The organism is Mycobacterium shimoidei (assembly GCF_900417275.1).
GTDB lineage: Bacteria > Actinomycetota > Actinomycetes > Mycobacteriales > Mycobacteriaceae > Mycobacterium > Mycobacterium shimoidei.
The window spans coordinates 947,470-970,912 of sequence record NZ_UEGW01000001.1; the positions used below are offsets into that span (position 1 = coordinate 947,470).

At 65.3% G+C, this 23,443-nt stretch carries 28 protein-coding genes; 10 read left to right on the top strand and 18 right to left on the bottom strand.

The window, feature by feature from the left end:
• Window positions 1-10 precede the first annotated feature (10 nt).
• From MSP7336_RS04620 to MSP7336_RS04645, 6 genes are all read right to left on the bottom strand, one after another.
• Window positions 11-1,426 carry an aldehyde dehydrogenase family protein gene (locus MSP7336_RS04620; protein WP_113963156.1) on the bottom strand — a complete coding sequence of 472 codons (1,416 nt, stop codon included), beginning with the start codon at window positions 1,424-1,426 and terminating at the stop codon, window positions 11-13.
• A 71-nt stretch (window positions 1,427-1,497) separates the two neighbouring features.
• Window positions 1,498-2,436, bottom strand: a complete 939-nt coding sequence (locus MSP7336_RS04625) for a class I SAM-dependent methyltransferase (protein ID WP_069394201.1) — start codon at window positions 2,434-2,436, stop codon at window positions 1,498-1,500.
• A complete protein-coding gene (locus MSP7336_RS04630; RefSeq protein WP_113963157.1) occupies window positions 2,433-3,380 on the bottom strand; it encodes an SAM-dependent methyltransferase in 948 nt (315 codons plus the stop codon). The genes MSP7336_RS04625 and MSP7336_RS04630 overlap by 4 nt, the downstream gene beginning before the upstream one ends.
• A gap of 55 nt (window positions 3,381-3,435) precedes the next feature.
• Window positions 3,436-4,086 (bottom strand): TetR/AcrR family transcriptional regulator, encoded by a 651-nt coding sequence (locus tag MSP7336_RS04635; RefSeq protein ID WP_069394199.1) that lies wholly within the window; start codon window positions 4,084-4,086, stop codon window positions 3,436-3,438.
• A 368-nt stretch (window positions 4,087-4,454) separates the two neighbouring features.
• A complete protein-coding gene (gene dps / locus MSP7336_RS04640; RefSeq protein WP_113963158.1) occupies window positions 4,455-5,003 on the bottom strand; it encodes a DNA starvation/stationary phase protection protein Dps in 549 nt (182 codons plus the stop codon).
• Between the two features lie 82 nt (window positions 5,004-5,085).
• Window positions 5,086-5,997 carry a DNA-3-methyladenine glycosylase family protein gene (locus tag MSP7336_RS04645; protein WP_113963159.1) on the bottom strand — a complete coding sequence of 304 codons (912 nt, stop codon included), beginning with the start codon at window positions 5,995-5,997 and terminating at the stop codon, window positions 5,086-5,088.
• Between the two features lie 68 nt (window positions 5,998-6,065).
• Between MSP7336_RS04645 and MSP7336_RS04650 the strand changes: the two genes are divergently transcribed.
• Window positions 6,066-6,461, top strand: coding sequence for a nuclear transport factor 2 family protein (locus tag MSP7336_RS04650; protein ID WP_113963160.1), 396 nt, complete (start codon window positions 6,066-6,068; stop codon window positions 6,459-6,461).
• Here the strand turns inward: MSP7336_RS04650 and MSP7336_RS04655 are convergent.
• The 4 genes from MSP7336_RS04655 to MSP7336_RS04670 all read right to left on the bottom strand — a co-directional run bounded on the left by MSP7336_RS04655 (window position 6,458) and on the right by MSP7336_RS04670 (window position 9,247).
• Entirely contained in the window at window positions 6,458-6,838 is a 381-nt protein-coding gene (locus tag MSP7336_RS04655) for a DUF427 domain-containing protein (RefSeq protein WP_113963161.1), read from the bottom strand. The genes MSP7336_RS04650 and MSP7336_RS04655 overlap by 4 nt on opposite strands.
• A gap of 74 nt (window positions 6,839-6,912) precedes the next feature.
• Complete coding sequence (locus MSP7336_RS04660; protein ID WP_113964778.1) at window positions 6,913-7,686, bottom strand: class I SAM-dependent methyltransferase; 774 nt, start codon at window positions 7,684-7,686, stop codon at window positions 6,913-6,915.
• Between the two features lie 41 nt (window positions 7,687-7,727).
• Window positions 7,728-8,744, bottom strand: coding sequence for an NAD-dependent epimerase/dehydratase family protein (locus MSP7336_RS04665; protein ID WP_113963162.1), 1,017 nt, complete (start codon window positions 8,742-8,744; stop codon window positions 7,728-7,730).
• Window positions 8,741-9,247 carry a nuclear transport factor 2 family protein gene (locus MSP7336_RS04670; protein ID WP_069394194.1) on the bottom strand — a complete coding sequence of 169 codons (507 nt, stop codon included), beginning with the start codon at window positions 9,245-9,247 and terminating at the stop codon, window positions 8,741-8,743. Before MSP7336_RS04670 ends, MSP7336_RS04665 begins: the two co-directional genes overlap by 4 nt.
• A gap of 56 nt (window positions 9,248-9,303) precedes the next feature.
• On the opposite strand from MSP7336_RS04670, the gene msrA reads away from it, so the two are divergent.
• A complete protein-coding gene (gene msrA / locus MSP7336_RS04675) occupies window positions 9,304-9,819 on the top strand; it encodes a peptide-methionine (S)-S-oxide reductase MsrA (RefSeq protein ID WP_113963163.1) in 516 nt (171 codons plus the stop codon).
• 23 nt (window positions 9,820-9,842) lie between these two features.
• On the opposite strand, the gene MSP7336_RS04680 is transcribed toward msrA, so the two are convergent.
• Window positions 9,843-10,304 (bottom strand): YiiD C-terminal domain-containing protein, encoded by a 462-nt coding sequence (locus MSP7336_RS04680; RefSeq protein WP_113963164.1) that lies wholly within the window; start codon window positions 10,302-10,304, stop codon window positions 9,843-9,845.
• Between the two features lie 11 nt (window positions 10,305-10,315).
• The gene (locus MSP7336_RS04685) at window positions 10,316-11,635 is read right to left on the bottom strand and encodes a cytochrome P450 (RefSeq protein WP_113963165.1); all 1,320 of its coding nucleotides are present in this window, start codon (window positions 11,633-11,635) and stop codon (window positions 10,316-10,318) included.
• Between the two features lie 109 nt (window positions 11,636-11,744).
• On the opposite strand from MSP7336_RS04685, the gene MSP7336_RS04690 reads away from it, so the two are divergent.
• Entirely contained in the window at window positions 11,745-12,356 is a 612-nt protein-coding gene (locus tag MSP7336_RS04690) for a TetR/AcrR family transcriptional regulator (RefSeq protein ID WP_113963166.1), read from the top strand.
• Between the two features lie 3 nt (window positions 12,357-12,359).
• On the opposite strand, the gene MSP7336_RS04695 is transcribed toward MSP7336_RS04690, so the two are convergent.
• The 3 genes from MSP7336_RS04695 to MSP7336_RS04705 all read right to left on the bottom strand — a co-directional run bounded on the left by MSP7336_RS04695 (window position 12,360) and on the right by MSP7336_RS04705 (window position 15,510).
• Window positions 12,360-13,244: an alpha/beta fold hydrolase gene (locus MSP7336_RS04695; protein ID WP_113963167.1), complete on the bottom strand. Its 885-nt coding sequence runs from the start codon at window positions 13,242-13,244 to the stop codon at window positions 12,360-12,362.
• Between the two features lie 79 nt (window positions 13,245-13,323).
• Window positions 13,324-14,418: a fatty acid desaturase family protein gene (locus tag MSP7336_RS04700; protein WP_069394327.1), complete on the bottom strand. Its 1,095-nt coding sequence runs from the start codon at window positions 14,416-14,418 to the stop codon at window positions 13,324-13,326.
• A gap of 18 nt (window positions 14,419-14,436) precedes the next feature.
• A complete protein-coding gene (locus MSP7336_RS04705; protein ID WP_113964779.1) occupies window positions 14,437-15,510 on the bottom strand; it encodes a ferredoxin reductase in 1,074 nt (357 codons plus the stop codon).
• Between the two features lie 69 nt (window positions 15,511-15,579).
• Between MSP7336_RS04705 and MSP7336_RS04710 the strand changes: the two genes are divergently transcribed.
• Genes MSP7336_RS04710 through MSP7336_RS04720 form a run of 3 tightly spaced genes read left to right on the top strand, consistent with a single transcriptional unit; the run spans window position 15,580 to window position 17,996 of the window.
• Window positions 15,580-16,254 carry a TetR family transcriptional regulator gene (locus MSP7336_RS04710; RefSeq protein ID WP_069394188.1) on the top strand — a complete coding sequence of 225 codons (675 nt, stop codon included), beginning with the start codon at window positions 15,580-15,582 and terminating at the stop codon, window positions 16,252-16,254.
• 24 nt (window positions 16,255-16,278) lie between these two features.
• Window positions 16,279-16,956: a DUF427 domain-containing protein gene (locus tag MSP7336_RS04715; RefSeq protein WP_069394187.1), complete on the top strand. Its 678-nt coding sequence runs from the start codon at window positions 16,279-16,281 to the stop codon at window positions 16,954-16,956.
• A complete protein-coding gene (locus MSP7336_RS04720; protein WP_084226274.1) occupies window positions 16,944-17,996 on the top strand; it encodes a glycoside hydrolase family 183 protein in 1,053 nt (350 codons plus the stop codon). Before MSP7336_RS04715 ends, MSP7336_RS04720 begins: the two co-directional genes overlap by 13 nt.
• Window positions 17,997-18,027: 31 nt before the next feature.
• On the opposite strand, the gene MSP7336_RS04725 is transcribed toward MSP7336_RS04720, so the two are convergent.
• Complete coding sequence (locus MSP7336_RS04725; protein WP_069394186.1) at window positions 18,028-18,642, bottom strand: GNAT family N-acetyltransferase; 615 nt, start codon at window positions 18,640-18,642, stop codon at window positions 18,028-18,030.
• A gap of 142 nt (window positions 18,643-18,784) precedes the next feature.
• On the opposite strand from MSP7336_RS04725, the gene MSP7336_RS04735 reads away from it, so the two are divergent.
• Entirely contained in the window at window positions 18,785-20,074 is a 1,290-nt protein-coding gene (locus MSP7336_RS04735; RefSeq protein WP_069394185.1) for an acyl-CoA dehydrogenase family protein, read from the top strand.
• A gap of 12 nt (window positions 20,075-20,086) precedes the next feature.
• Here MSP7336_RS04735 and MSP7336_RS04740 read toward each other — a convergent pair whose 3' ends face one another.
• Window positions 20,087-20,989 carry an alpha/beta fold hydrolase gene (locus tag MSP7336_RS04740; protein WP_069394184.1) on the bottom strand — a complete coding sequence of 301 codons (903 nt, stop codon included), beginning with the start codon at window positions 20,987-20,989 and terminating at the stop codon, window positions 20,087-20,089.
• An 8-nt stretch (window positions 20,990-20,997) separates the two neighbouring features.
• Window positions 20,998-21,453: a MaoC family dehydratase gene (locus MSP7336_RS04745; RefSeq protein ID WP_069394183.1), complete on the bottom strand. Its 456-nt coding sequence runs from the start codon at window positions 21,451-21,453 to the stop codon at window positions 20,998-21,000.
• A 54-nt stretch (window positions 21,454-21,507) separates the two neighbouring features.
• Between MSP7336_RS04745 and MSP7336_RS23685 the strand changes: the two genes are divergently transcribed.
• The 3 genes from MSP7336_RS23685 to ag85C all read left to right on the top strand — a co-directional run bounded on the left by MSP7336_RS23685 (window position 21,508) and on the right by ag85C (window position 23,404).
• Window positions 21,508-21,681 (top strand): hypothetical protein, encoded by a 174-nt coding sequence (locus MSP7336_RS23685; RefSeq protein ID WP_181786556.1) that lies wholly within the window; start codon window positions 21,508-21,510, stop codon window positions 21,679-21,681.
• An 11-nt stretch (window positions 21,682-21,692) separates the two neighbouring features.
• Window positions 21,693-22,190 (top strand): metallophosphoesterase family protein, encoded by a 498-nt coding sequence (locus MSP7336_RS04755; protein WP_069394181.1) that lies wholly within the window; start codon window positions 21,693-21,695, stop codon window positions 22,188-22,190.
• 221 nt (window positions 22,191-22,411) lie between these two features.
• A complete protein-coding gene (gene ag85C, locus MSP7336_RS04760) occupies window positions 22,412-23,404 on the top strand; it encodes a diacylglycerol acyltransferase/mycolyltransferase Ag85C (protein ID WP_069394180.1) in 993 nt (330 codons plus the stop codon).
• Window positions 23,405-23,443 lie beyond the last annotated feature (39 nt).

Below are 23,443 nucleotides of genomic sequence, written 5' to 3' on the forward strand. Positions count from 1 at the left end.
CGCGCCGGCATCAGAACAGCCGGCGCGCCAACTTCCATGCCTTCTCTGTATACGGCGGGTAGATCATCGCCGACACGTCGGGTCGGGTCGGCTTGGTCAGCACCGACTTGCGGTGACTGAATTCCTCGAATCCGAAGCGGCCGTGGTAGGCGCCCATCCCCGAGGCCCCGACGCCGCCGAACGGCAGTTTGGTGGTGGTCACCTGGAAGGCGAGGTGGTTGACCAGCATCCCTCCCGCGGGTACCTCTTTGATCACCCGCTCACGCACCGCGCGGCTCTTGGTGAACAAGTACGCCGACAGTGGCTTCGGTCGCGAGTTGACGAATCCAATTGCGTCGTCGACAGATTGGACGGAAATCACCGGCAGGATCGGACCGAAGATCTCGTTGCGCATCAATGCATCGTCCGGATCCGGATCGACCACCACGGTGGGCTGCAGGCGAAGCGTCGCAGCGTCGGACGCACCACCGAGCGCGATGGTTCCCTTCGTATCGGCCAAATAGCTTGTCAGCCGGTCGAATTGGCGCTTGTTGACAATGCGCATACCGGTCGGTTCATCGGAGGCGAACTTGGTGATGGCTTCGCCGATCTTGTCGACCAGCTGGTCGCGAATCTTGACGTCGGCCAACACGTAATCGGGCGCCACGCACGTCTGGCCGGAATTCATCAGCTTGATCCAGGCGATCCGCTTGGCCGCAACGTCGACGTCGGCGTCGGCAGTGACGATCACCGGGCTCTTGCCGCCGAGCTCCAGCGTGACCGGAGTCAAATGTGGCGCGGCAGCCTCGTAGACCTTGCGGCCGATCTCGGTGCCGCCGGTGAACAGCACCCGGTCGAAGCCCTGCGCGAGCAACTCCTGGCTGACCGAGGCGTCGCCCTCGACCACGGCGATCGCATCGGTGTCCAGATACTGCGGCACCAACTCGGCCATCAACCGAGCCGAGGCGGCCGCGATCTCAGAGGGCTTGAGCACCACCGTGTTTCCCGCGGCGATCGCCCCGACGGCCGGGCCAAGTGTCAGATAGAACGGGTAATTCCAGGCGCCGATGATCAGCACTGTGCCGTACGGCTCGTATTCGATCCACCCGCGACCGGGCAGCTGCGAAAGCTCGAGCCGACGGTGTTTGCGGCGCATCCACTTCTTGACATGTTTGGCGGCGTAGCGCGCTTCACCGGCGGTGGTCGCGGTATCGGCCATCCAGGCCTCGAACGGTTTGCGGCAAAGATCCTCGTTCAACGCCTCGGCGATCTTGGCCTCGTTTTCGGCCATCATCCGCTCAAGGGCGCGAAGCTGCGTTTGCCGCCACTGCAGGGTGCGGGTCTTGCCGGTAGCGAAGGTTCGCCGCAACCGCGCTAGGATCGCAGCGATATCTGGACCAGCCGGGGTGGTGTCGCTGGTGGCCTTTGCGGCGGCTTCGGTGGTCATGGTCTCCCCTTCCTGAGCGGAGGAAACCCAATCCTAATCAACCAGCTGGTTGGGCAACAGGCTGCCGCGGCCTAGCCGCGCTCGGCGGTCACGAACTGCGCGAACGCATCCTTGTCGTCGCCCATCGGCACGCCGTCCACCCAGCGACCCAACCGGCGCATCTCGTCTCCCGAATTCTGCGCTGTGGCGTGCCAGCCGTGCTTGCTCAGCCAGTCGGCGACATCCGCCCGATGCTCGTCGTGGTAGATCAGCTCCTGGACGTCGACGCTCTGTTGCAGGCCGAGCTCGTCGGCCACCTTTTGGAACCGTTCCCGCATCTCTTGGCGGCGCTGGTCAGCATGGCGGGCGGCGGTTTCGACGGCGATGCGGCTCGCCGGCGTGCTCAGTTCCGTGATCTGCTCGAACAGCCGGTCTTGGGCGTCCGCCGGCAGATACATCAGCAACCCTTCGGCCAGCCATGCTGTCGGCGCCGCCGGATCGAAACCCGCACCGCGCAGTGCTGCCGGCCAGTCCTGGCGCAGGTCGATAGGCACCTCACGGCGGTCGGCCGATGGGGTGATGCCCGCCTCGGCCAGGGTGGCAGACTTGTACGCCAGCACCTTGGGCTGGTCGATCTCGAAGACCACGGTGCCGGCGGGCCACTCCAGCCGGTACGCGCGAGAATCCAGCCCGGAGGCCAGGATGACCACCTGGCGGATGCCTGCATCAACCGCAGCGGCGAAGTAGGCGTCGAAGAAATGCGTTCGCACGGCCTGATAGCTGCGCATGTGCTCAAAGACTGCCGCGGTTTCCGGGTCGATGGACTCCACTTTGGCGACGATCGTCTCGTCGAGCATGGATCCCCACCCGGCCGCGCCCGCGTTGGCGACGAGAAGTTTCGCGTACGGATCACGGATTAGCGGTTCTGCCCTGTCGGTTTCGATGGCGCGAGCGGCGGCCACCATCACCGCGGTGGTGCCCACGCTGGTCGCGATGTCCCAGGTGTCGTCGTGGGTGCGCAAGGTGCTCATGATCCTCCCAGACGTGCCCGCAGCAGGTCGCTGACGATGGCCTCGTCGGCCAGGTCGTCGGGGACCGGTCGGCCCAGCCGTGCCATCTCCTCACGGTTGGCCACGGTGCTCACCTGCCAGCCGTGCTCCGTCAGCCACTCCGCGGCATCGGCCCGCTCGGCGTCGTCGTGGTAGGTCAGGGTTTCGACGTTGACGTCCAGGCCAAGCCGCTGCATCCGGGCCCAGCGCGCCCGCCGGGCGGCGCGCCGCCGTTCGTTGGTCGAGTCGACGTTGAAGACTTCCACTGCGAACTGACTGGCCGGCGCGCTAAGCGCGGTGAGCATCTCGAAGAGCCGGTTCTGGGCCTCGCCCGGCAAGTAGGGCAGTAGACCTTCGGCCAGCCAAGCCGTCGGCCGCGATCGGTCAAACCCAGCGGCTTGCAATGCCGCAGTCCAGTCGTCGCGCAAGTCCACCGGCACGGTCCGTCGCGTCGCCTTGGCAGTTGCACCGGCCATTTCCAAAGTGCTGGTCTTGTATTGCAGCACCTTGGGCTGATCGATCTCATAAACCGTGGTGCCCGCAGGCCAATTCAGCCGGTATGCGCGTGAATCCAGTCCGGCGGCCAGGATCACCATTTGGCGGATGCCGGCGTTGGCGGCGGCATCGAAGTACTCGTCGAAGAAGTGGGTGCGCACGGCCTGGTAGTCGCGGGACACCCGGTGCGCGCGCCGGCCGTGCTCGTCGTCGCCGATCCAATCCATGTCGGGACTGGCCAGCTGTGCCCACCCCGGCCCCGCGGAAGACACCAGCAGCTGAGCAAACTCGTCGCGAACCAACGGATCAGCGCAAGCGGTTTCGGCAGCGCGGGCGGCGGCCACCATCACTGCGGTCGCGCCGACGCTGGTCGCGATGTCCCAACTGTCCCCTTCACTGCGTACCGAGCGCAGTTCATCCAGTTCGGTCATATGGGCACCATGGTACCCAATAAGTTAGGCAAACTATCTGGTGTTGTGCGCTATCTCACGGGTGGCAGCTGCCGCTATTGGGCTGCAGCACCGAGCCGGCCAGCAGCCGGTTGAGTTGGGCGATGATCGTCGTCATCTCTTGGTCGGATCCTACGTAGCCGGCGTAGAACCCCACACCACACAGAACCGCGATCAACACCTCGGTCAACGATTCGGTGTCGGTATCGGGGGGGAGTTCGCCGCGCTCAATCGCTTGCCGAGTCGCCCACGAGAAGAAGGCGCGCGTGTTCTGCAGGGAATCGTGCTCGGCGTCGCCCAGGTCGGGATGGCGTTGTGATTCCAGGATTGCGGTGACGAGGAACCGCGCGGCCGAACGGTTTTCGGAGTCTGCCTCAACTGCGCCGGCGAGGAACGTCGACACCTGCGCGATCAGGGTCGGCTCGCGCCGGGCCCGTTCGATGGCGGCCTCGACCACCAGTTGGTTGGTCTGTTCCACGACTTCGCGGTATAGCACCTGCTTGCTCGAAAAGTAGTGATTGATCGCCGGCCGGGTCAGATCGGCGCGCAGCGCAATCGCCTGGAACGTAGCGGCGTCGTAACCGCGTTCGCTGAACACGTCACGAGCCGCAAGCAAGATACGCTTGCGGGTCTCGGCCGCCTTCGCTGCAGGGGGGCGACCGGGGCCCCTGCTTGCAGGGTGCGGCACGTTTTGGATTGTGCCACAAGTCGCGGTTATTACTTGCGGAACGAACAACAGATAGAAGTTGCCAGAATCTCTTTTTACTTACGTTTAACGAAGTCAATACGGCGGACCGGCCGCCTGTTGAGTCGCGCTCGCATGTGCGGCTCGAGTGCGGTGCCTCACCCCACCGCGGCCGCGGCGACGGCGCCGGCGAGCACCGGTGCAGTAGTTTGCCGGACCGCGCTGCCGCAAATGCGGCACGCTGGTCGGTCCAAGTTAGCCATGGCGGGGTGAGACGGCATCGGTGAGTTGCACCACCTCGCCGCGAGCGGGCGCAGAATCGGCGATCGGCGCGGCGTGTCGGCCGGGGACACGCCCGCTCGCCGGGTGGGTTAGCCCTTGCGGCGCGCGGCTTTCGCAGCGCCCCGCTCGGTCGACGATCCTTGGTGGGCAAGCTTGCCGCCGGGGTTTTCCAGGTGGGCACGCACGAACCACTGAAACTTTTCCAGTTCGACGGCCTGCCCGATCAGGATGTCCTGGGTGACCGGGTCGGCTTCCTCGGTTTCCTCGATGGCCTTGCGGATGTCCTCGACCACTCCGGTGTAGACCACGTCGAGCGCCGCGAGATGTGCTTGCGCGCTGTCGCGCCCCACCGAGTAGTCGTCCCAGCTGCGGTCCCGGATGATCGCGCCCGGGGTGCCCTCCGGCGACCCGCCCAGCGTCGCGATCCGCTCAGCCACCTCGTCGGCGTACCCGCGAACCAGCTCGACCTGCGGGTCGATCATCTCGTGCACTCCAATGAAGTTGGGGCCCACCACGTTCCAGTGGATGTGCTTGAGCGTCAGGTGCAGGTCGTTATAGGTGCTGAGCTGTCTTTGCAGCAGCTCAGCCACTTGAGCGGCCTGCTTGTCGGTCATGCCGGGGACAGTGAATTGACTCATCGAATTGCTCCTTGCAGTCGTCGATCGCTTGCGGCTACGCATACCCGATGGCCACGCTCGATAACCACCGGGCGCGCGCCCGCTACAGCGACCGGATGTCCTGCACCGGCAATCGGGCTCCGCGGCGGGGCTCGACGGCCAGACCGCTGACCTCCAGCAAGCGCACCACCCGGTGGCGGTGCGGCCGCATGGGTTCGAGCAACTCGACCATGACGTCGTCGACGATGGGATGGCCGAGCAGGGTCCAGCCGATCATCTTGGGGATGTGATAGTCGCCGACCGACAGCGCGTCGGGGTCACCGAACGCGCGCTGCGCGGTCTCGGCGGCGGTCCACGCACCGACACCCGGCAGCGACGTCAACGCTTCGCGGGCCTGGGCGGACGGCCATGACACCAATCGTTGCAGCGAGTCCGCGCGCTGCGCGCACCCGACGACGGTGCGGGCCCGGCCGGGATCCACGTTGGCGCGCTGGAACTCCCACGACGGGATCATTCGCCACGCCTGCGCTGACGGCGGCACCCGCATGCGCGCCGGTGCGGGCCCGGGAGCCGGCGTGCCGAACTTCGTCACCAGCAGCCGCCAGGCCCGAAACGCGTCGGCGCCGGGCACCCGCTGTTCGAGGATGGCCGGGATCAGCGCTTCAAGCACCTGCCCGGTGCGTCCCAGCCGCAGATGCGGAACCCTTCGGTGTGCGGCGGCAACCGTCGGTTCCCGCGGCACGAAATCGGCGTGGTCATCGTCGGCGCCCAGCAACGCCGGTAACGCGTCGAGGAATTCCGCGGCGCCACTCCCCCACGCCCTGCACTCGACGGCGTTGCGGGCCACCCGGCTGATCCGCGCCGTGACGGGTCCGCTGGGCAGCAGGCTGGTACGCCAGATAGCGCCATCGTCGGATATCTGAAAGCACGGATCGCGCCGGCCGCGCTGCAGCGGGGCCAGCGTAAGCCCGGGGCTGACCACGCCGGGGAACGTGACCGTGCGAGTTTCTTCCATTGTCCAGATCCCCGGAAAGTGTAGGTCGGCCGGCCGACAATTGACCCTCAACCGTCTTCCGCGACAGGATGGCAACTGTGACCACCCCGTTCGACGACCCGCAGGCCGAACAGGCGTGGATGTTTTTGCAGTGCCTCTCCGATGGCGCCGACATCGACGAGTGCTTCACGCTTCTTCACGACGACTTCACGTATTGGTCCATCGTCACCCGCGAGACGATGGACAAGGCGGCATTGCGACGCGAGGTCGAGCGGCGCAAACACCGCCTACAGCTCACCTTCGACTTGATCCGCTGCTTCAACGACGGCGAGAGCGTGGTGATCGAGGCGCAGGGCCACGGCGTCACCGCCGACGGGACGCGCTACGACAGCCCGTTCGTCTTCCTCGTCGAAACCCGCGACGGGCTCATCACTTCGGTGCGTGAATACAGCGACACCCGTTTAGCGGCAGAGGTATTCGATTAGTCCGGCTCGACGCTGATCTCGGCCTTGTCGGGGTAGAACGCGACGTGACCGGCGATCGCCGCCACTGCGGGGTAGGGCTCCCGGTATGTCCAGATCACGTCTTCGACGGTGTCGCCGCCCGCTGTGGTCACGCTGTAGTAGCTGGCCTCACCCTTGAATGGGCAGTAGGTGGTGGTGTCGGTGGGGGTCAAAACGTCCTGCACGACATCATCGAACGGAATGTATTGCACCACAGGGATAGTGGCCTCGCGTAGGCCCAGCGCTGCACGCGTGTCCGCAACGATCTCCCCGTTGACGCGAACTCGAACCCGCCCCGCGGTCGGCTCGATGGTGATGGGGTGCCCGGCGGTCGGTTCCAAGACAGGGCGGTGGCTCATGATGACATCTCCTCAGATGTGGATAGCAGATGCAACACCACGCTACGGCGGAGATTCCCGCCTGACCCGCCCGATCAGAATGCCCAGCGATGGTATTGCGCCATGTTGGCAACCGCGGGGATCAGCGCCATCACTCTGCCGAGCATCCGCGACGAGCGGGGGAGCTGCGCGAACGTGGCCGACTCGAACCACCGCTCCCAGGCCAGCAGGCGCACCCCGGGTACCGCCGCGGCGATGTCGTCGGGACCGTTGACCGCCCAGATCAGGGTGGATCCCGACCGCCGGACCACGGTGTTGAGCCACTGCGCGCGGATCCCGAGCCAGTTGAATGCGTCGAATTGCAACTCGCCCGAACCGAACCGCTCGACCACCCGCCGCAGCAGGGCGATCCCGTCCTGCTCGGTGAGATACATGGTCAACCCTTCGGCGATCATCAGCGTGGGCCGGCCGGTGGGGATGTCCGCCAGCCATGCCGAGTCGGTGACCGAGGCGGCCACGACGTGATAGTGCTCCCGGCTCGGGTACAGCTGGTCGCGTAGCGCCGCCACCTCGGGATAGTCGACGTCGTACCACTCGACTGTAGGCCCGGGCTGCAGCCGGAGAAAACGGCTGTCCAGGCCGCATCCCAAATGCAGCACAATCGATTCCGGGTGCGCGGCAAGGAAACTACCGGCCCACTGGTCGAAGTGCGCTGTCCGTGTGGTCACCGAGTAGGCGCGACGCGCGTTGATAGTCGTTTTGGTCCAGTCGTAGTCGATGCGCTCGATGATCTCCTTGGCGTACCGATCGCCCAGCATGGGTTTTGCGAAGTCGGCGTCCAGCGCTTTGGCATACAGCGTCGCCAGCATGGTCTGCGGCGCGCCGCTCAGGTCGACGCGTACCTTCTTGGTCACGTGGCAGTTGTGCTCTTTCCTTTGGCGTTGCGCAACTCCGCCCAGAATCTGGCGGCTTCGCGGATGGACTCCTCGACCGGCCGTGGCTGCCATCCGAGCTCGCGGACCGCCTTGCTGTGGTCGACGGGGGCCTCGGCGCGCATCATCCGCACCGAAGCCAGGCTGAGTTCGGCGTCCTTGCCCGTCAGCCGGGCGCGCAGGCTGCCCACCGCGCCGAGCGCATAGAGGGCCGGTACCGAAATCGAGCGTCGCGGCGCCGGGACACCGGCCTCATCGGCGGCGATCCGCACCACCTCCTTCAACGGCATCATCCGTTCGGAGATGAGGTACCGCTCGCCGTTGCGTCCACGCTCGGCGGCCAGAATCAGCGCCCGGGCCGCGTCGTCCACGCCGACGACTTCCAGCTGGATGCCGTTCATGACAAACGGCAGCTTGCCGAACACCGCGCCGGCAATGAAGGCGCCGTGCGGGGTACGGCCCCAATCACCGCTGCCATAGGTCGTCGAGACGCATATCGCGACGGCGGGCAGACCGGCTTCCGCCTCGTACTGCAGCACCAAATCCTCTGCCTCAACGCGGGATTGAACGTACGCGGTGAGTCCACGTCGCACGATCTGATCGTCTTCGGTTGCCACATGGCCGCGTCGCCGACCCACCGTCGCATAGGTGCTGGTGAAGACGAACCGCCGCAGACCGGCGTCTTTCGCGACGTCGAGGACGTTGCGCAGTCCCTCGACGTTGGTGCGAAACAGCGGCGCCGGGTCACGCAGCCAGGCGCGGGTGTCGACGACGCAGTAGTACACGACGTCGCATCCGTTCATCGCTTCGCGCAGCGTGTCGGTGTCGAAGACGTCACCGACAAAGCGGGTGAGCGCCAGATCGTCGATCGATCGGGTGTTGGCGTTCGGTCGCACCATGGCCCGCACGTCGGCGCCGTCGGCGACCAGTTGGCGGGTGACGTGTGATCCGAGGAAGCCGTTGGCGCCGATGACCAGCTTGGGCTGTGCGTTCATCCGTTGCCTCCGTATTGGCGCATCCACCGTGCGGCGTCGTCGTCGAGGGTGCCCAGCGCCTGCGCTTTCTTACACCATTTCATCGCGGCCTGCACAAAGCGCAGCGGGTTGTAAATGTCTTCTTGGCGGCACCACAGGCCGTCGCCGGCGTAGGTGATGATCGAGATGTTCGTCGCGCTGATGATGGTGCCGTCGCCGGGGTCGACCATCGGGTTGTCCAGCTCGCAGATGATCCGCCCGGTGGATTCGTCGATGACCGACCACAGCGACGGGAAAGCGGTCATGTGGCTGCCCGGAAACGTCGTCATCGTCTTGTTGATCCAGGCCCGCACTTCGTCGCGGCCCTTCATGGTGCCCGCCGCATGCTCGATGTAGTCGACGTCGGGCGTGTAGTGCTCGACCCAGGCGTCCCAGTCTTTGGTTTCGGCCGCGCGGGCAACGTTCGCCTCGAACGCCTCGAACGCCGCGGCCAGTTCACCGCGGGTGAAAGTGCGGGGAGTCACGCCAAAACTAGAACACGTTCTACCCGGGTTTGTCGAGCAGTTCTTATGCTCGAAGCATGACGAGCTATAACAAGGCGATCCTGGCCGGCGGCTGCTTTTGGGGCATGCAGGATCTGATCCGCAATCAGCCCGGGGTGGTGTCCACCCGGGTTGGGTACACGGGCGGTGAGAACGCGCACGCCACCTATCGCAATCACCCCGGCCACGCCGAGGCGATCGAGATCGTCTACGACCCGGACGAGACGGACTATCGCACGCTGCTGGAATTCTTCTTCCAGATCCACGATCCGACCACCAAGAACCGCCAGGGCAACGACGTCGGCACCAGTTACCGGTCGGCGATCTTCTACCTCGACGAGGAGCAGAAGCGGATCGCCGAGGAGACCATCGCCGACGTCGACGCGTCCGGATTATGGCCGGGCAAGGTGGTCACCGAGGTCAGTCCCGCCGGAGAGTTCTGGGAGGCCGAGCCCGAGCACCAGGACTACCTGCAACGGTTCCCGAACGGCTACACCTGCCACTTCATCCGGCCGAACTGGAAGCTGCCGCGTCGGGCGAACGTCGAGGGCTGATTTTCAGCCAGAACCTGCGTGGGCTACTTGCCGTGTGCGCGTAGCTGGTAGCAGCCGCGGGTGGTGGCGACGGTCTGGCCGTCGGCGTCGGTCACTACGGCATCCAGGATGAAATCGGCCTTGCCGTGTTCGGCGACCTCGGCTTCGACGCGCTCGATGGTTTCCTCGTCGAGCGTTGCTTGTGCGCGGACCGCGGTGCGGGCCATCGCCACGAACTCGATCTCGACACCTTTGACAAGCGGGAAATACTTTGCGCTGTCGAAGGTAATGAGCGGGATGATTCCGCCGAGGACTTCGGCGACAGTGAACAGCACGCCGGCATACATGACGCCGAAGTGATTTCCGTTGCCTTCGGCGGGCGCCGTTGTGGCGGCGAAACCGCGCCGAGCCTCGACCACCTTCACGCCCATTTTGTGCGCGATCGGGATGGTGTTCTCCATCGCGCTGTTCATCGTGTCCAGGAGCTGGTTACCGTCGGCGGCCATGACCGCAGATCTTAACGGCGATGCACCACGATGCGTCCGCCGTCCTTCGGGGTGAACGCGACACCGCGACCATGCCATTTCTCGCCGGGAGCGGTTGTGGTCTCGATTATGAAGTGGCGCAACACCGTTCGCAGCACCACATCCATCTCCAGGTTGGCGAACGCGGCGCCCACGCAACGGCGGACCCCGCCGCCGAACGGGATCCAGGCAAACGTCGGCGGTTTGGTCCCGATGTAGCGCTGCGGGTCGAAGCGGTCAGGGTCGGGAAATGCCTCGGGGTCGGTGTGCATTTGCGCGATGCTGACGAAGATCGAACACCCACGGGGAATGACCCATTCGCCGAGTTCATATGTCGGCGCGAACACATGGCGGGCCGCGAAGTCGATGACTGTCCGGTTGCGCTGCACCTCCAGAATGGTGGCCTGGCGCAGCTCGTTGCCGTCGGTGTCGGCCTCCTCGACCAGCGCGGCCAGCACTTCGGGGTGTCGGCACAGCCGTTCGAACGCCCACCCCAGTGTGGCCGCGGTGGTTTCGTGCCCGGCAGCCAGCAGGGTCAGCAGCTCGTCACCAATGTCCTTGCGCGACATGGCCGAACCGTCCTCGTAGACGCTACGCAGCATCAGCGCAAGGATGTCGGTCCGCTCAGCGAGGTTCGGGTCGGCGCGTTCGTCGGCGATCAGGTTGTCGATCACCTCGTCGTAGCGGCGCCGCCATTCGCCCAGCCGGCCCCACGGGCTGTAGCGTCCGTAGGTGCGGGACGGCTTGGGCCAGGCCGCCACCCGAGAGCCCAGCGTCACCCAGGGCGGGATGATGCGGCGAAGCTCGTCGAGCTCGGCGCCGGCGGCGCCGAACACGGCGCGCAAGATGACGTTGAGCGTGATCGACATCATCGACGGCAGTGCCGCAAACTGCTTGCCCTGCGGCCAGTTTGCCGTCTCCCGCAGCGTCTCCTCTTCGATGAGCGCTTCGTAGTTCTTGACGCTCTTGCCGTGGAAGGGCGGGGCAAGCAGGCGCCGCCGCCTGCGATGCTCGTCGCCCTCGAGCGCGAATACCGAGCCCGAGCCGAGCAGCCGGCTCAGGTTGGGCTGGATGTTGCCCAGTACGTCCGGGCTGGTGGTGAAGATCTGGCGAGCCAACTGTGGCTCGGCCACCACGACCGTATTGCCGTAGACCGGAAGCTGCAGGGTGAACGCCTTGCCGTAGCGGCGGACCAGTTGCTGAACCGTCCACCGGCGAGACGTGACGAACGCTGCCCCCTGAACGACTTTGGGAATCCGGGGCGACGGAGGCAGCCGCACGGCGGGCGGCGCGGCGGTGACAGCTTCAGTCATATGCGCTCCCAAACATTCGCGTGGTACCGCGGTGTACCAACGACTATGTGGGGTACGGTACCGGGTGGTACCAGCTACTGGCAAGGGTTCCGGCGAAAGGAGCGTCGCCATGACCGCAGTGGCCGATGCGGCGTTCGTCGACATCGACCCGTTTCGGCGCCGGCTGCTCGACGGGCTGGCCACCTCGATCGGCGAACGCGGATATCGTGCGACGACGGTGGCCGACATCGTTCGGCACGCCCGCACGTCCAAGCGCACCTTCTACGACCAATACGCCAGCAAAGAGGAGTGTTTCCTCGAGTTGCTGCACGCGGTCAACGAGCAACTCGAAGCCGACATTCGGGCAGCGGTGGACCCCGATGCCGACTGGCAGTGCCAGATTCGTCAGGCCGTCGAAGCGTACGTGAGTCACATCGAAGCGCGTCCCGCGGTCACGTTGAGCTCGATCCGCGAACTTCCGTCGCTGGGCGACGCCGCCCGTCCGGCGCAGCGGCGAGGTCTGCAAACATTGACCAGCCTGCTAATCGACCTCAGCGGCAGCGCCGGATTCCGCCGGGCCGGCTTGGTGCCGCTGACGCCGCCGTTGGCCGTAATCCTGTTGGGCGGCCTGTGGGAACTGACAGCGGTCGCCGTCGAAGACGGCAAGGACGTGCGCGAGATCGTCGGCCCCGCCGTGCAGGCATCGGTCGCGCTGCTGGGCTCGCTCCGAAGCGTCGACTGAGCGTCAAGCCGCCATGAACTTGCGCAGCCGGTCCAGCACCAGGTCAGGTCGCTGCTCGACAATCCAGTGGCCGACGCCGTCCACCAGCTCGACCTCGAAATCGCTGCAGCGCTCCTCGTAGCCACGCAACAGATCCGGCCTGATCACCGGGTCTCCGGTGCCGTGCAGCCAGCGGACCGGGACATCGACACGGGCGTCATCGAATTCGCCACGCATCCAGCGCGCCATCTCCCGCATTTGGAATGTCCGGTACCAGCGCGACCCGGCGACCGCATGACCGGATTGACGCATGCATTCGATGTACATCTGGACGTCCTCGTCGGGCGGCGAGAATCCGGCACCGACCCACGACATCAGCATCCGGGAGAAGCGGGCTTTGGGGTTGGCGATCAGCCGCGGGCCGACGACGGGAAGCATGATCGGGATCTGATACCAGAACCGCCACAGGTGCCGGAGCGTGCGAAGGTCGCGATTCGCCCACGGCGCCACGGTGTTGAGGCCGAAGAATCCGCTGACCTTCTCGGGGTGCCGCAGCATCAAGATGAACGCCACCGGCCCGCCCCAGTCGTGGGCGACCAGCTTCACCGGCCCCACGCCTAACCGGTCCAGCACACCCGACAGGTCTTCGGCCATGTCGTTTTTGCGATATTGCGAGCGGGGCGCCGAACTCCAGCCCGCGCCGCGCAGGTCGGGGCACAGCACCCGGTAGCCGTCGGCGGCCAGCGGGCCGATCAGCGCGTGCCACTCCCACCAGTTCTGCGGGAAGCCGTGGACCAGCATGACCGGCGCCCCGCCGGCCGGGCCTGCGTCGGCGACGTGGATGGTGACGCCGTCGGCCAGGTCGATAAACCGGTGCTCAACGCCGTCGAGGGCAGGCATAGTAACCATGGATGGCAGCGTAGCCGTCGAGATTGCGTGCAGGGTCGTGATTTTCTGAAAAGCACAACCCTGGGTGCAATTTCGAAGTTCAGGCAGCGAGTTGCCGGCCCAGCGGTATGGTGGCGGGCCGATTCTTCGGCGGAAAGGCCAGCTTGACGATCTTGCGCACCACGGTCGCGAATTGGGTGGTCAGCGGTCCGCTGTTGTAAGGGATTCCATACCGCCCGCAGATGTCGCGCACCTGCGGCGCGATCTCCGCATAGCGACGGGCCGGCATGTCCGGGAACAAGTGGTGTTCGATCTGATGGGAGAGGTTGCCGGATAGCAGGTGAAAGAGCTTGCCGCCGGCCAGATTTGCCGACCCGAGGATCTGGCGGAGATACCACATGCCACGAGATTCGTCTTGTGTCTCCTCGATCGAGAATTCCTGCGTGCCGTCCGGGAAGTGGCCGCAGAAGATGATCATGTAGGACCAGATGTTGCGGATGAGGTTCGCCGACAGGTTGCCGGCGAAAACGAATGGCGCGAAGGGGCCGGCCAGCAGGGGGAAGGCGACATAATCTTTCAGCATCTGCCTACGGGTTTTGCGCCAAATGCCTTGCAGGATATCGCGTTTGTCCGCGAGGGTGATCTCACCGGCCCGAATCCGTTCGGTCTCCAGCTCGTGCAGCGCGACGCCGTATTGGAACAACACCATCAGCAGGAATGCGTAGACCGGGTTGCCCAGGAAGTACGGCCGCCACGGCTGGTCTTCGCTCATCCGCAGAATGCCGTAGCCGATGTCACGGTCCATGTCCACGATGTTGGTGTAAGTGTGGTGCATGTAGTTGTGCGAGTGCCGCCATTGATCGGCCGGACAGGCAGTGTCCCACTCGAACGTGCGTCCGGAAATCGTCGGGTCGCGCATCCAGTCGTACTGACCGTGCATGACGTTGTGGCCGATCTCCATGTTGTCCAGGATTTTCGAGACGCCAAGCATCGCGGTGCCGGCCAGCCACGCCGGCGGAAAGAACAGCAGAGCGCGCCCGCCGACCTCGAGTGCACGTTGAGTCTTGATGACGCGGCGAATGTAGTCGGCGTCGCGTTCGCCGAGGTCTGCCATCACTCGTTGTCTGATGGCGTCGAGTTCGCGGCCGAACTCGTCGGCCTGTTCGGAGGTTAGCGTGATCTTGGGTTGTGACATCGTCACTCCTGTAGTTGTTTACAGCGCGATGTCGACATCGCCGACTGGAACGGACACGCAGATTTGCACGTCCTCGCCGGCGGTCGCTGACACCGCACCGGTGGTCAGGTTGCGCACAACGCCGCGGGTCTTGCGGCGAGTGCAGGTATGGCAGATGCCCATCCGGCATCCGCTCTGTGGGGTGAGCCCGGCCGACTCGGCCTGCTCCAGCAGCGGGCGACCGTCGTCGACGACGTCAATCCCGCTGTCGGCGAACGTGACTCGACCGCCTGTCGGCTCGCAAGGCAGCCCAATCGCCGGCGCCACGAAGCTCTCGGCATGCACATTGCTGCAGTGCTCACGCACCGCCGCGATCAAAGCTGGTGGCCCGCAGACGAATACCGCGTCGGCATCGGGCATGGCCGCCTCCAGGTGTTGTGGCCCGAACCGACCGTCGAGGTCCCCTTCACCGGATCGGGTGTAGCCGTGCAGCACCCGCACCCGCGGCATCGCTGCGAGTTCGTCGCGATAGCACGCTTCCTGCGGGGTGCGCGCGTAGTGGACGAACGCGATGTCGCCGGTGTGCCCTTCGGCGATCAGTGTCCGCAACATCGCCATCACGGGCGTGATACCGCTACCACCGGAGACGAACAGAATGCGCCGCGGCCGCGGTGTGGGCAGGGTGAAGTCGCCGCCGACGCCGGCAAGGCCCACCACCATGCCCGGGCGGGCGTGCTCATGCAGGTAGGCCGAAACCACCCCGCCGTCGTGGTGGCCGACGGTGAGCTCCAGAAATGCACTGCCCTCGGCGTTGGCCGGCGAGTAGCAGCGGGTGTGCCGCCGACCGTCGACGTCGACGGTGACGTTGACGTACTGTCCGGCTCGCATGGCGCGGCCGCGGTCGAACGCGTTGTTTGGCCGCAGGGTCAGGGTGACGCTGCGCGGCGTGGTCCGCCGGACGTCGACGACTTTGCCGCGAGCCTCCCCCAGCGTCCACGTCGGGGCCAGTAGTTCGGTGTACCGGTCGACACCGTGTGGCCCGGTGAGCACGTCGACCAGGGCTGAACCCAGCACCCGCTGACTCAAACCCCGGGTGACGTTTTGAGTGAACATCTGTACACCATGCTGCGTGATAATGCAGGTCGTCAAGCATTCGAGCTGCATTGTGGTAGGGTTCACACGGTGAACAGTCGTACGCCCAGCTCACGGTCACGTCGGTCGGGGCGCGACCACCACCGAGAAAGCCTGTCCCGGGAGGAGCGCAAGGAGGCGACCCGGCGTGCCATCATCGCCGCCGCGCTCAAACTGCTCAGCGATCGCGGCTTCGGAAGCCTGAGCTTGCGGGAAGTGACCCGGGAGGCCGGGATCGTGCCGGCGGCGTTCTACCGTCATTTCGAGTCGATGGAGGCGCTCGGGCTGGTGCTCATCGACGAGTCGTTTCGAACGCTGCGCGACATGCTCCGCGGTGCCCGCGCCGGCAAGCTCGACCCCAATCGGGTCATCGAGTCGTCGGTCGAGATCGTGATCGCCAGCATCACCGAACGCCGCGAGCACTGGCGCTTCATCTACCGGGAGCGGGCCAGCGGCGTCACGGTATTGCGCTATGCGATTCGCACCGAACTTCGGCTCATCACTTCAGAGCTGGCAACCGACCTGGCGCGCTTCAACGGCCCGAATACCTGGAGCACCGAGGACCTCAACGTGCTGGCCACCCTGTTCGTCAACTCGATGATCGTGGTCGCCGAAGCGATCGAGGACGCCCAGGGCGCCGAGGCGATCGATGAGATCAGGCGGACCGCGATCAAGCAGTTGCGGATGATCGCGGTCGGTGTCGCGGGTTGGCGCAGCAACCCGTAACGGCGCCCGGGTGATGATGGGTGGATGGCCATCAAGATGCGGGATCTGCTCGGCGACGCGCTCGGATCGCTGCGCTACGAGCCCACCGAAAAGCGGCTGCGGGTGTATCAGAGCGGCCAGTTGGTCGCCGACACGCTCGATGGCCGGCTGGTCTGGCAGCCGGGCCGACTGGTCCCGACGTACGCGATACCGGAGCGGGATGTCTCGGCGCGGTTGGACCCCGGCAGCGCAGTTCGCAGCGACGACCCCGACCTGGCCGGCTATCTGATCCTGGATTTCAACGCCTTCGACTGGCGTGAAGAGGACGAGCCGATCGTGGCTCACCCGCACGACCCCTTCGTCCGGATCGACATCTTGTCCAGCACCCGACCCGTCCGGATCGAGCATGATGGCCGACTGCTGGCCGAATCGTCGCAAGCGCTGTTGCTGTTCGAGACGCGGCTGCCGATCCGCTACTACTTGCCGCGCGCGGACGTCGTCGTCGACCTTGAACCCAGTGACACCGTCAGCTACTGCGCCTACAAGGGCCGGGCGTCGTACCTGTCGGTGCCCGACGGCCCCCAAGACGTGGCCTGGACGTACCCCGCGCCGCTGCCGGAGGCCGAACCGGTGCGAGAGCGTGTCGCCTTCTTCAACGAGAAGGTGGACGTCATCGTCGACGGTCAACGCCAAGAACGGCCGGTCACGCCGTGGTCGAGCTGAGCTCGCGTCGGCGCACCGACGGCAAGCTGGCTGACCTCACCGGTCCGGGTCTCACCGACCGATGGGGAGTCACCTGTGCAGATCTGGGCGCATCGGTGCGCGCGCCCAACGGAAAGCTGGTGTCGGTGTTCGGAGATACCTTCTCCGGCAACCAGGTTGGCCACGGCGACTGGCGTTCACCGGTGATCCTGATCGGAACAGGGAACGCCGCCCGGCCGATCCGATATCAGCGCGCCGGCGGTCCAGACCCGCACTACGCGCACCAGCTGTGGCATTACCCGCATCGCAGCACAGCCTCGGGCCGGATGCGCCGCGGCATCAGCACGGTGATCCCGTCGGATCTGCTACGGGTCGAGGATGCGCTGTATCTGCACGCCATCGTCAACCGGGGTTTCGGCAACGTGGTGTGGACCGAGTTGTGGCGATCCGAGGACAACGCAATTTCGTGGCAGCGTCTCGGCACCGAATTTCCGGCCGATTTGCATGACGGCCACGCCCAATGCTGGTCGTGGGACTACGACCCCGACGACGGCTGGGTGTATGTGGTTTCCACCGGGTTTCAGCGCGACAAGGGTGTCATCCTTCGCCGGGTGCGTCCGGCGCACCTCGGCGACGCCTCGCGCTACCGGGGCTGGGGATACCGGTCGGGTCGCTGGTCGTGGGGCAGCGATCCGACCCCGATCACGCCGGACGGTGAAACCTGGGGCGAGCTGTCCTTGCGGCGGCTGGCCTCTGGCAGGTGGATCCTCGGCGGGTTCCTGTCGTCGAAGTACGCCCTGGGCTACCGAGTGATCGAATCACCTACCGGCGCGCGCGATGCGCCGTTGCAGCTGCCGGTCGTCGGAACCTCTTGGGAGACTGAGGATCACGCTCGCAGCCGGGTTGCACAGTTGTACGGGGGATATGTGCTGCCGGGGTCGCGGCTTGATGTTGCCGGCGGTGTCGGGTTGGTGGTGTCCCAGTGGAACACCGCCCGCGGTTGGCCCTATCGGGTGATGCAATTTCGGGCGACGCTGCGCGACAGCACCCGTACGACCTGAGCTTGTTCGTCGCGCCAGAACGGCGGCGTCGCTACCTGGGCGCTCGCCACATCGCCCACAGTGTCGGCCCACCCCGAGGAACCACGAGCTCGCCGGTGACGGTGAACCCGAACCGTTCGTAGTACGGCACGTTTTCCGGCTTGCTCGATTCCAGATACGCCGGGCAGTGTTCGGCGTCGCATCGGTCCAGTCGTGACCGCATCAGGGCCTGCCCGAAGCCTTGGCCTCGGACCGCCGGGTCGCTGCCGATTGCGGCGAGGTACCAATGCGGCTCTTCGGGGTGGTTTTCTTTCATCAGGTCGAGCAACTCGCTGACCTTGCGGCCCACCGCCAGCCGCAACCCGAAACCGCGGATGAGCGAGGCCATGATCATCAACTGTTCACGCAGCGGTTGCTTCCAGCGGCCCGGTGGATCCCACAGCGCGGCGGCACCGATCGTCGACCCGTCGCTCGCTGCTTCCACGCCGCCGCCGGCCAGGTGATGATGGCGGGCCGTCGCCGCGAAGAACCTGCGCAGATGGGTCTCGCGCGCCTTGTCGTCGGGCATGATCCACATCGACACCGGGTCGTCGTAGAAGGCCCTGCCGAGAACGTGCGATAACTCGACGACGTCGGGTTTGCCTGCGGGCCGGGCCTGGATGGTCACCCCGCCAGGCTAGCGGCCCCGTGGCGATCGCAAGCGCGGCGCAGCCGGGCGCAGCGGGTCGCCACTAGGGGCCCGTGGCGATCGCAAGCGCGGCGCAGCCGGGCGCAGCGCGTCGCCACTAGGGGGCCTACGCTGACGGACTATGTGGGACTTCGAGACTGACCCCGAATATCAACGCAAGCTGGATTGGGTCGAACAGTTCATGGTCGACGAACTCGAGCCGCTCGATTTGGTGGCGCTCGATCCGTACGACAAGAAAAACCCCGAGACGATGGCGATCCTGCGGCCGCTGCAGCAGAAGGTGAAGGACCAGGGACTGTGGGCCGCGCACCTGACGCCCGAACTCGGCGGCCAAGGCTACGGGCAGGTCAAGTTGGCGCTGCTCAACGAAATCCTCGGCCGGTCGCGGTGGGCGCCGTCGGTGTTCGGCTGCCAGGCACCAGATTCTGGCAACGCCGAGATCATCGCGTTGTTCGGCACCGAGGCGCAAAAAGCGCGTTATCTGCAGCCGCTGCTCGATGGCGAGATCAGTTCCTGCTATTCGATGACCGAACCGCAGGGCGGATCAGATCCGGGGATGTTCGTCACCCGCGCCGAACGGGATAGCGACTCGTGGGTGATCAACGGCGAAAAGTGGTTCTCCAGCAACGCCAAACACGCCACGTTTTTCATCGTCATGGCGGTCACCAACCCCGACGCCCGCACCCGCGACAAGATGTCGCTGTTCATCGTCCCGGCCGAGACTCCCGGCATCGAGATCGTGCGCAATGTGGGGGTCGGCACCGATTCGCACGCCACTCATGGCTATGTCCGCTACACCGACGTGCGGGTGCCCGCCGATCACCTGCTCGGCGGCGAGGGGCAGGCGTTCGCCATCGCGCAGACCCGGCTCGGCGGCGGGCGCATCCATCATGCGATGCGCACGATCGCACTGGCCCGTCGTGCGTTCGACATGATGTGCGAGCGGGCCGTGTCACGGCAAACCCGGTTCGGCCGGCTGGGCGATCTGCAGATGACGCAGGAAAAGATCGCGGACAGCTGGATTCAGATCGAACAGTTCCGGCTGCTGGTGTTGCGCACCGCCTGGCTGATCGACAAGCACCACGATTACCAGAAGGTGCGTCGCGACATCGCGGCGGTGAAGGTGGCCATGCCGCAGGTGCTGCACGACGTCGTGCAGCGCGCCATGCACCTGCACGGGGCGCTGGGCGTATCTAACGAAATGCCGTTCGTCAGGATGATGCTCGCTGCGGAGTCATTGGGTATTGCCGACGGCGCCACCGAACTGCACAAGATGACCGTCGCCCGTCGCACGCTGCGCGAATATCAGCCTGTGTCAACGCTTTTCCCATCTCAGCATATCCCGACGCGGAAGGCCGAAGCACAAGCTCGGCTGGCCGAGCGACTTGAGCACGCGGTCGCCGAATACTGACGGCGGCTGCGGTCAACCGGCGGTGACGCGGTCGATGTGGGCCAGAAAGTGGGTCAGCACCGCATCGGGCGCCTCAAGTTGCGGCCAATGCCCGATGTCGTCGGCCAGCATCACCACATCGGGGTGGGGTATCACCTCCGCGTAGCGGCGCGCCATGTGTGCACCCGAGTTAGGGTCGACCGGCCCGTCGATCAATCGCATCGGAACCGCGGTCTGCCGCATGGCGCGCACCCACCGGTTCCGGTGGGTGTAGCGGTCGTTGATGAAGCGGCCGACCTTGTGCAGCACCCGGCGACCGTCGTTGTAATCCAAGATCTGGTTGAACACGTCCATCATGTGGCGCGTCGGTTTGGTGTTGGGGCCGAACATTTCCCGCAGCGTCGGTTCGAGCAGCCGACGCGACAATGCGCTGTTCTGCACACGGCTGAAGATGTCACCCAACGGCGTGCGCGACATCAGCTTCTGCGCCACCCGCGGTGTGTAGGTCTCGACGAACATGCCTCCGTTGAGCCAGGTGATCGAGCGAATGCGCAAACCGCCGTTGGTCTGGGAACCAAACTCGTGTCGGGCCAACAGTTCCTGGCCTACCGAATCACCGATGTCGTGGGCCAGGATGTGGGCGTCGTCGATGTTCAGGTGGGCCAGAAGCGCCTCGTGCATGTCGGCGTGGTCGTGCACGGAGTATTCGTAGGCAACCGGTTTCGCCGAGAATCCCATGCCGATCATGTCGGGCGCGATGACGGTGAATCGTTGCGTCAGGGTCGGCCAGATCAGCGCCCAGTCGAAAGAGTTGAACGGATAGCCGTGGACAAGTAGCAGCGGAGGTCCGCTGCCCTCCATCCGGTAGAAGATGTCGAAGCCGAGGTAGTCGAAATGCTTGCCGGCGGCCAGCCAGCGTGCCAGTTCAGCGTCCATGGCATGAGCTACGAGATATAGCGGACGATGCTCTCCGCCACGCACGCCGGCTTGCTCGATCCCTCGATTTCGACGACGGTGGACATCACGGCCTGCACCGCGCCATTGCCGAGGTCCTCGACGCTGACCAGCGACGTTTCCGCGCGCACCTTCGACCCTACCGGTACCGGTGCGGGGAAGCGAACTTTGTTGAGCCCGTAGTTAATTGCCAACTTGATACCGTTGACGGTGTAGATCTGGTGCTGCAGGCGTGGCAGCAGAGCCAGCGTCATGAAGCCGTGCGCGATGGTAGTGCCGAACGGACCGGCCGCCGCTCTTTCTGGGTCGACATGGATCCACTGGTGATCACCGGTGGCGTCCGCGAACAGGTTGACGTCTTCCTGAGTGATGGTGACCCACTCGCTGTGGCCGAGGGTTTGTCCAGTTGCGCCGGCGAGGTCGGCGACTGACTCGAATGTGCGCATGGGCTAACCCTAGCGGTGTTTCATCAAGCTCCGGGCGCGGGTAACCACCTCACCATGGCTGAACCGAAGGGTCAAAGAACCGAGTCGGACGTCCAATCCGAGTCTCACGAGGCACGCTCGCGGGCCGGTGAAGGCGACGACGACGGCAAGTACGTCGGGCGAACCGCGTCCGACGACGCTCTCGACGTCTGCGAAACCGGCGCCGAGGCCCGCAGCAGCGACCGCTAACCTAGCCCCGCGTGAGGCTGTTGCTCCTGGCCGATACGCACGTCCCGCTGCGCGCCCGGGATCTGCCGGCGCAGGTGTGGGATGAGGTGAGCAAGGCCGATGTCGTTCTGCATGCTGGTGACTGGGTGGCGCCGGAACTGCTCGACTCCCTGCGAGACAAGGCGGCCAGGCTGGTTGCGTGTTGGGGAAACAACGACGGCCCGGAACTGCGCGCTCGACTTCCCGAACGTGCCGATGCGATGCTGGGCGGACTGCATTTCACGGTGGTTCACGAAACCGGACCGGCGACCGGGCGCGAGGCGCGAATGTCTCGGCTCTATCCCGATACCGAGGTGCTGGTTTTCGGTCACAGCCATATCCCGTGGGACACCACAACGAAAACCGGTCTACGACTGCTTAATCCGGGCTCGCCGACTGATCGCCGTCGCCAACCGCACTGCACCTACATGACCGCCACCGCTGACAACGGTGTGCTGACCAGCGTCGTTTTGCATCCCATTGCCAAATGATTCACTAAATATCTTGTTAGACAGGCTATTTCGAGCTGGAGCAGGCTGTCGAAACACACTCGTTATCTTCGAGAGTCCGCGCTGTCATTTAATCGTTAGCCAACCGCGATGTCCCACCCCGAGGCGGCAACCGGGAGTAGGGGTTCTGCTGTGTTTGACTGCGACCGAAAGCCTTTCGACCGCACTTTGCGGCAGATGAAAATCGAGGATGGGTAGGAGTTATGAAGTTCGTTGAGAAGTTACGTGGCGCGGCGACACGTTTGCCGCGTCGGCTGACGATCGCGGCCATGGGCGCGGCCCTGCTGCCCGGCCTGATCGGAGCCCTCGGCGGCTCGGCGACCGCGGGGGCGTTCTCCAAACCGGGTCTGCCGGTCGAGTACCTCCAGGTGCCGTCGCCGTCGATGGGCCGCGACATCAAGGTGCAGTTCCAGGGCGGCGGGCCGCACGCGGTGTACCTGTTGGACGGTCTACGCGCCCAGGACGATTACAACGGCTGGGACATCAACACTGCGGCTTTCGAGGAGTACTACCAGTCGGGTCTGTCGGTGATCATGCCGGTCGGCGGGCAGTCCAGCTTCTACACCGACTGGTACCAGCCGGCGTGCGGTAAGGCCGGCTGCTCCACGTACAAGTGGGAGACCTTCGTGACCAGGGAGCTGCCGCAGTATTTGCAGGCGAACAAGGGTGTGTCGCCGACCGGTAACGCGGCCGTCGGGCTGTCGATGTCGGGCGGCTCGGCGCTGATTCTGGCGGCCTACTACCCGCAGCAGTTCCCCTACGCGGCATCGCTGTCGGGATTCTTGAACCCCTCGGAGGGCTGGTGGCCCACGCTGATCGGCTTCGCGATGGGCGACGCGGGTGGCTACAACGCCAACAACATGTGGGGCCCGACCAGTGACCCGGCCTGGAAGCGCAACGACCCGATGCTGCAGATCCCGCGACTGGTCGCCAACAACACCCGGGTGTGGGTGTACTGCGGTAACGGCACTCCCACCGATCTGGGCGGTGACAGCATGCCGGCCAAGTTCCTGGAAAGCTTCACTCTGCGCACCAACGAGACCTTCCGGGACAACTACACGGCCGCGGGCGGTAGGAACGGGGTGTTCAACTTCCCCGCCAACGGAACGCATGACTGGGGCTACTGGAACCAGCAGCTGGTGGCCATGAAGCCCGACATTCAGCGGATGCTGGCCGGGGTGCCCAACCCCGCCTGACGGCATCACCACCGAGACATCGGCAGCAGCGCTCCCCCG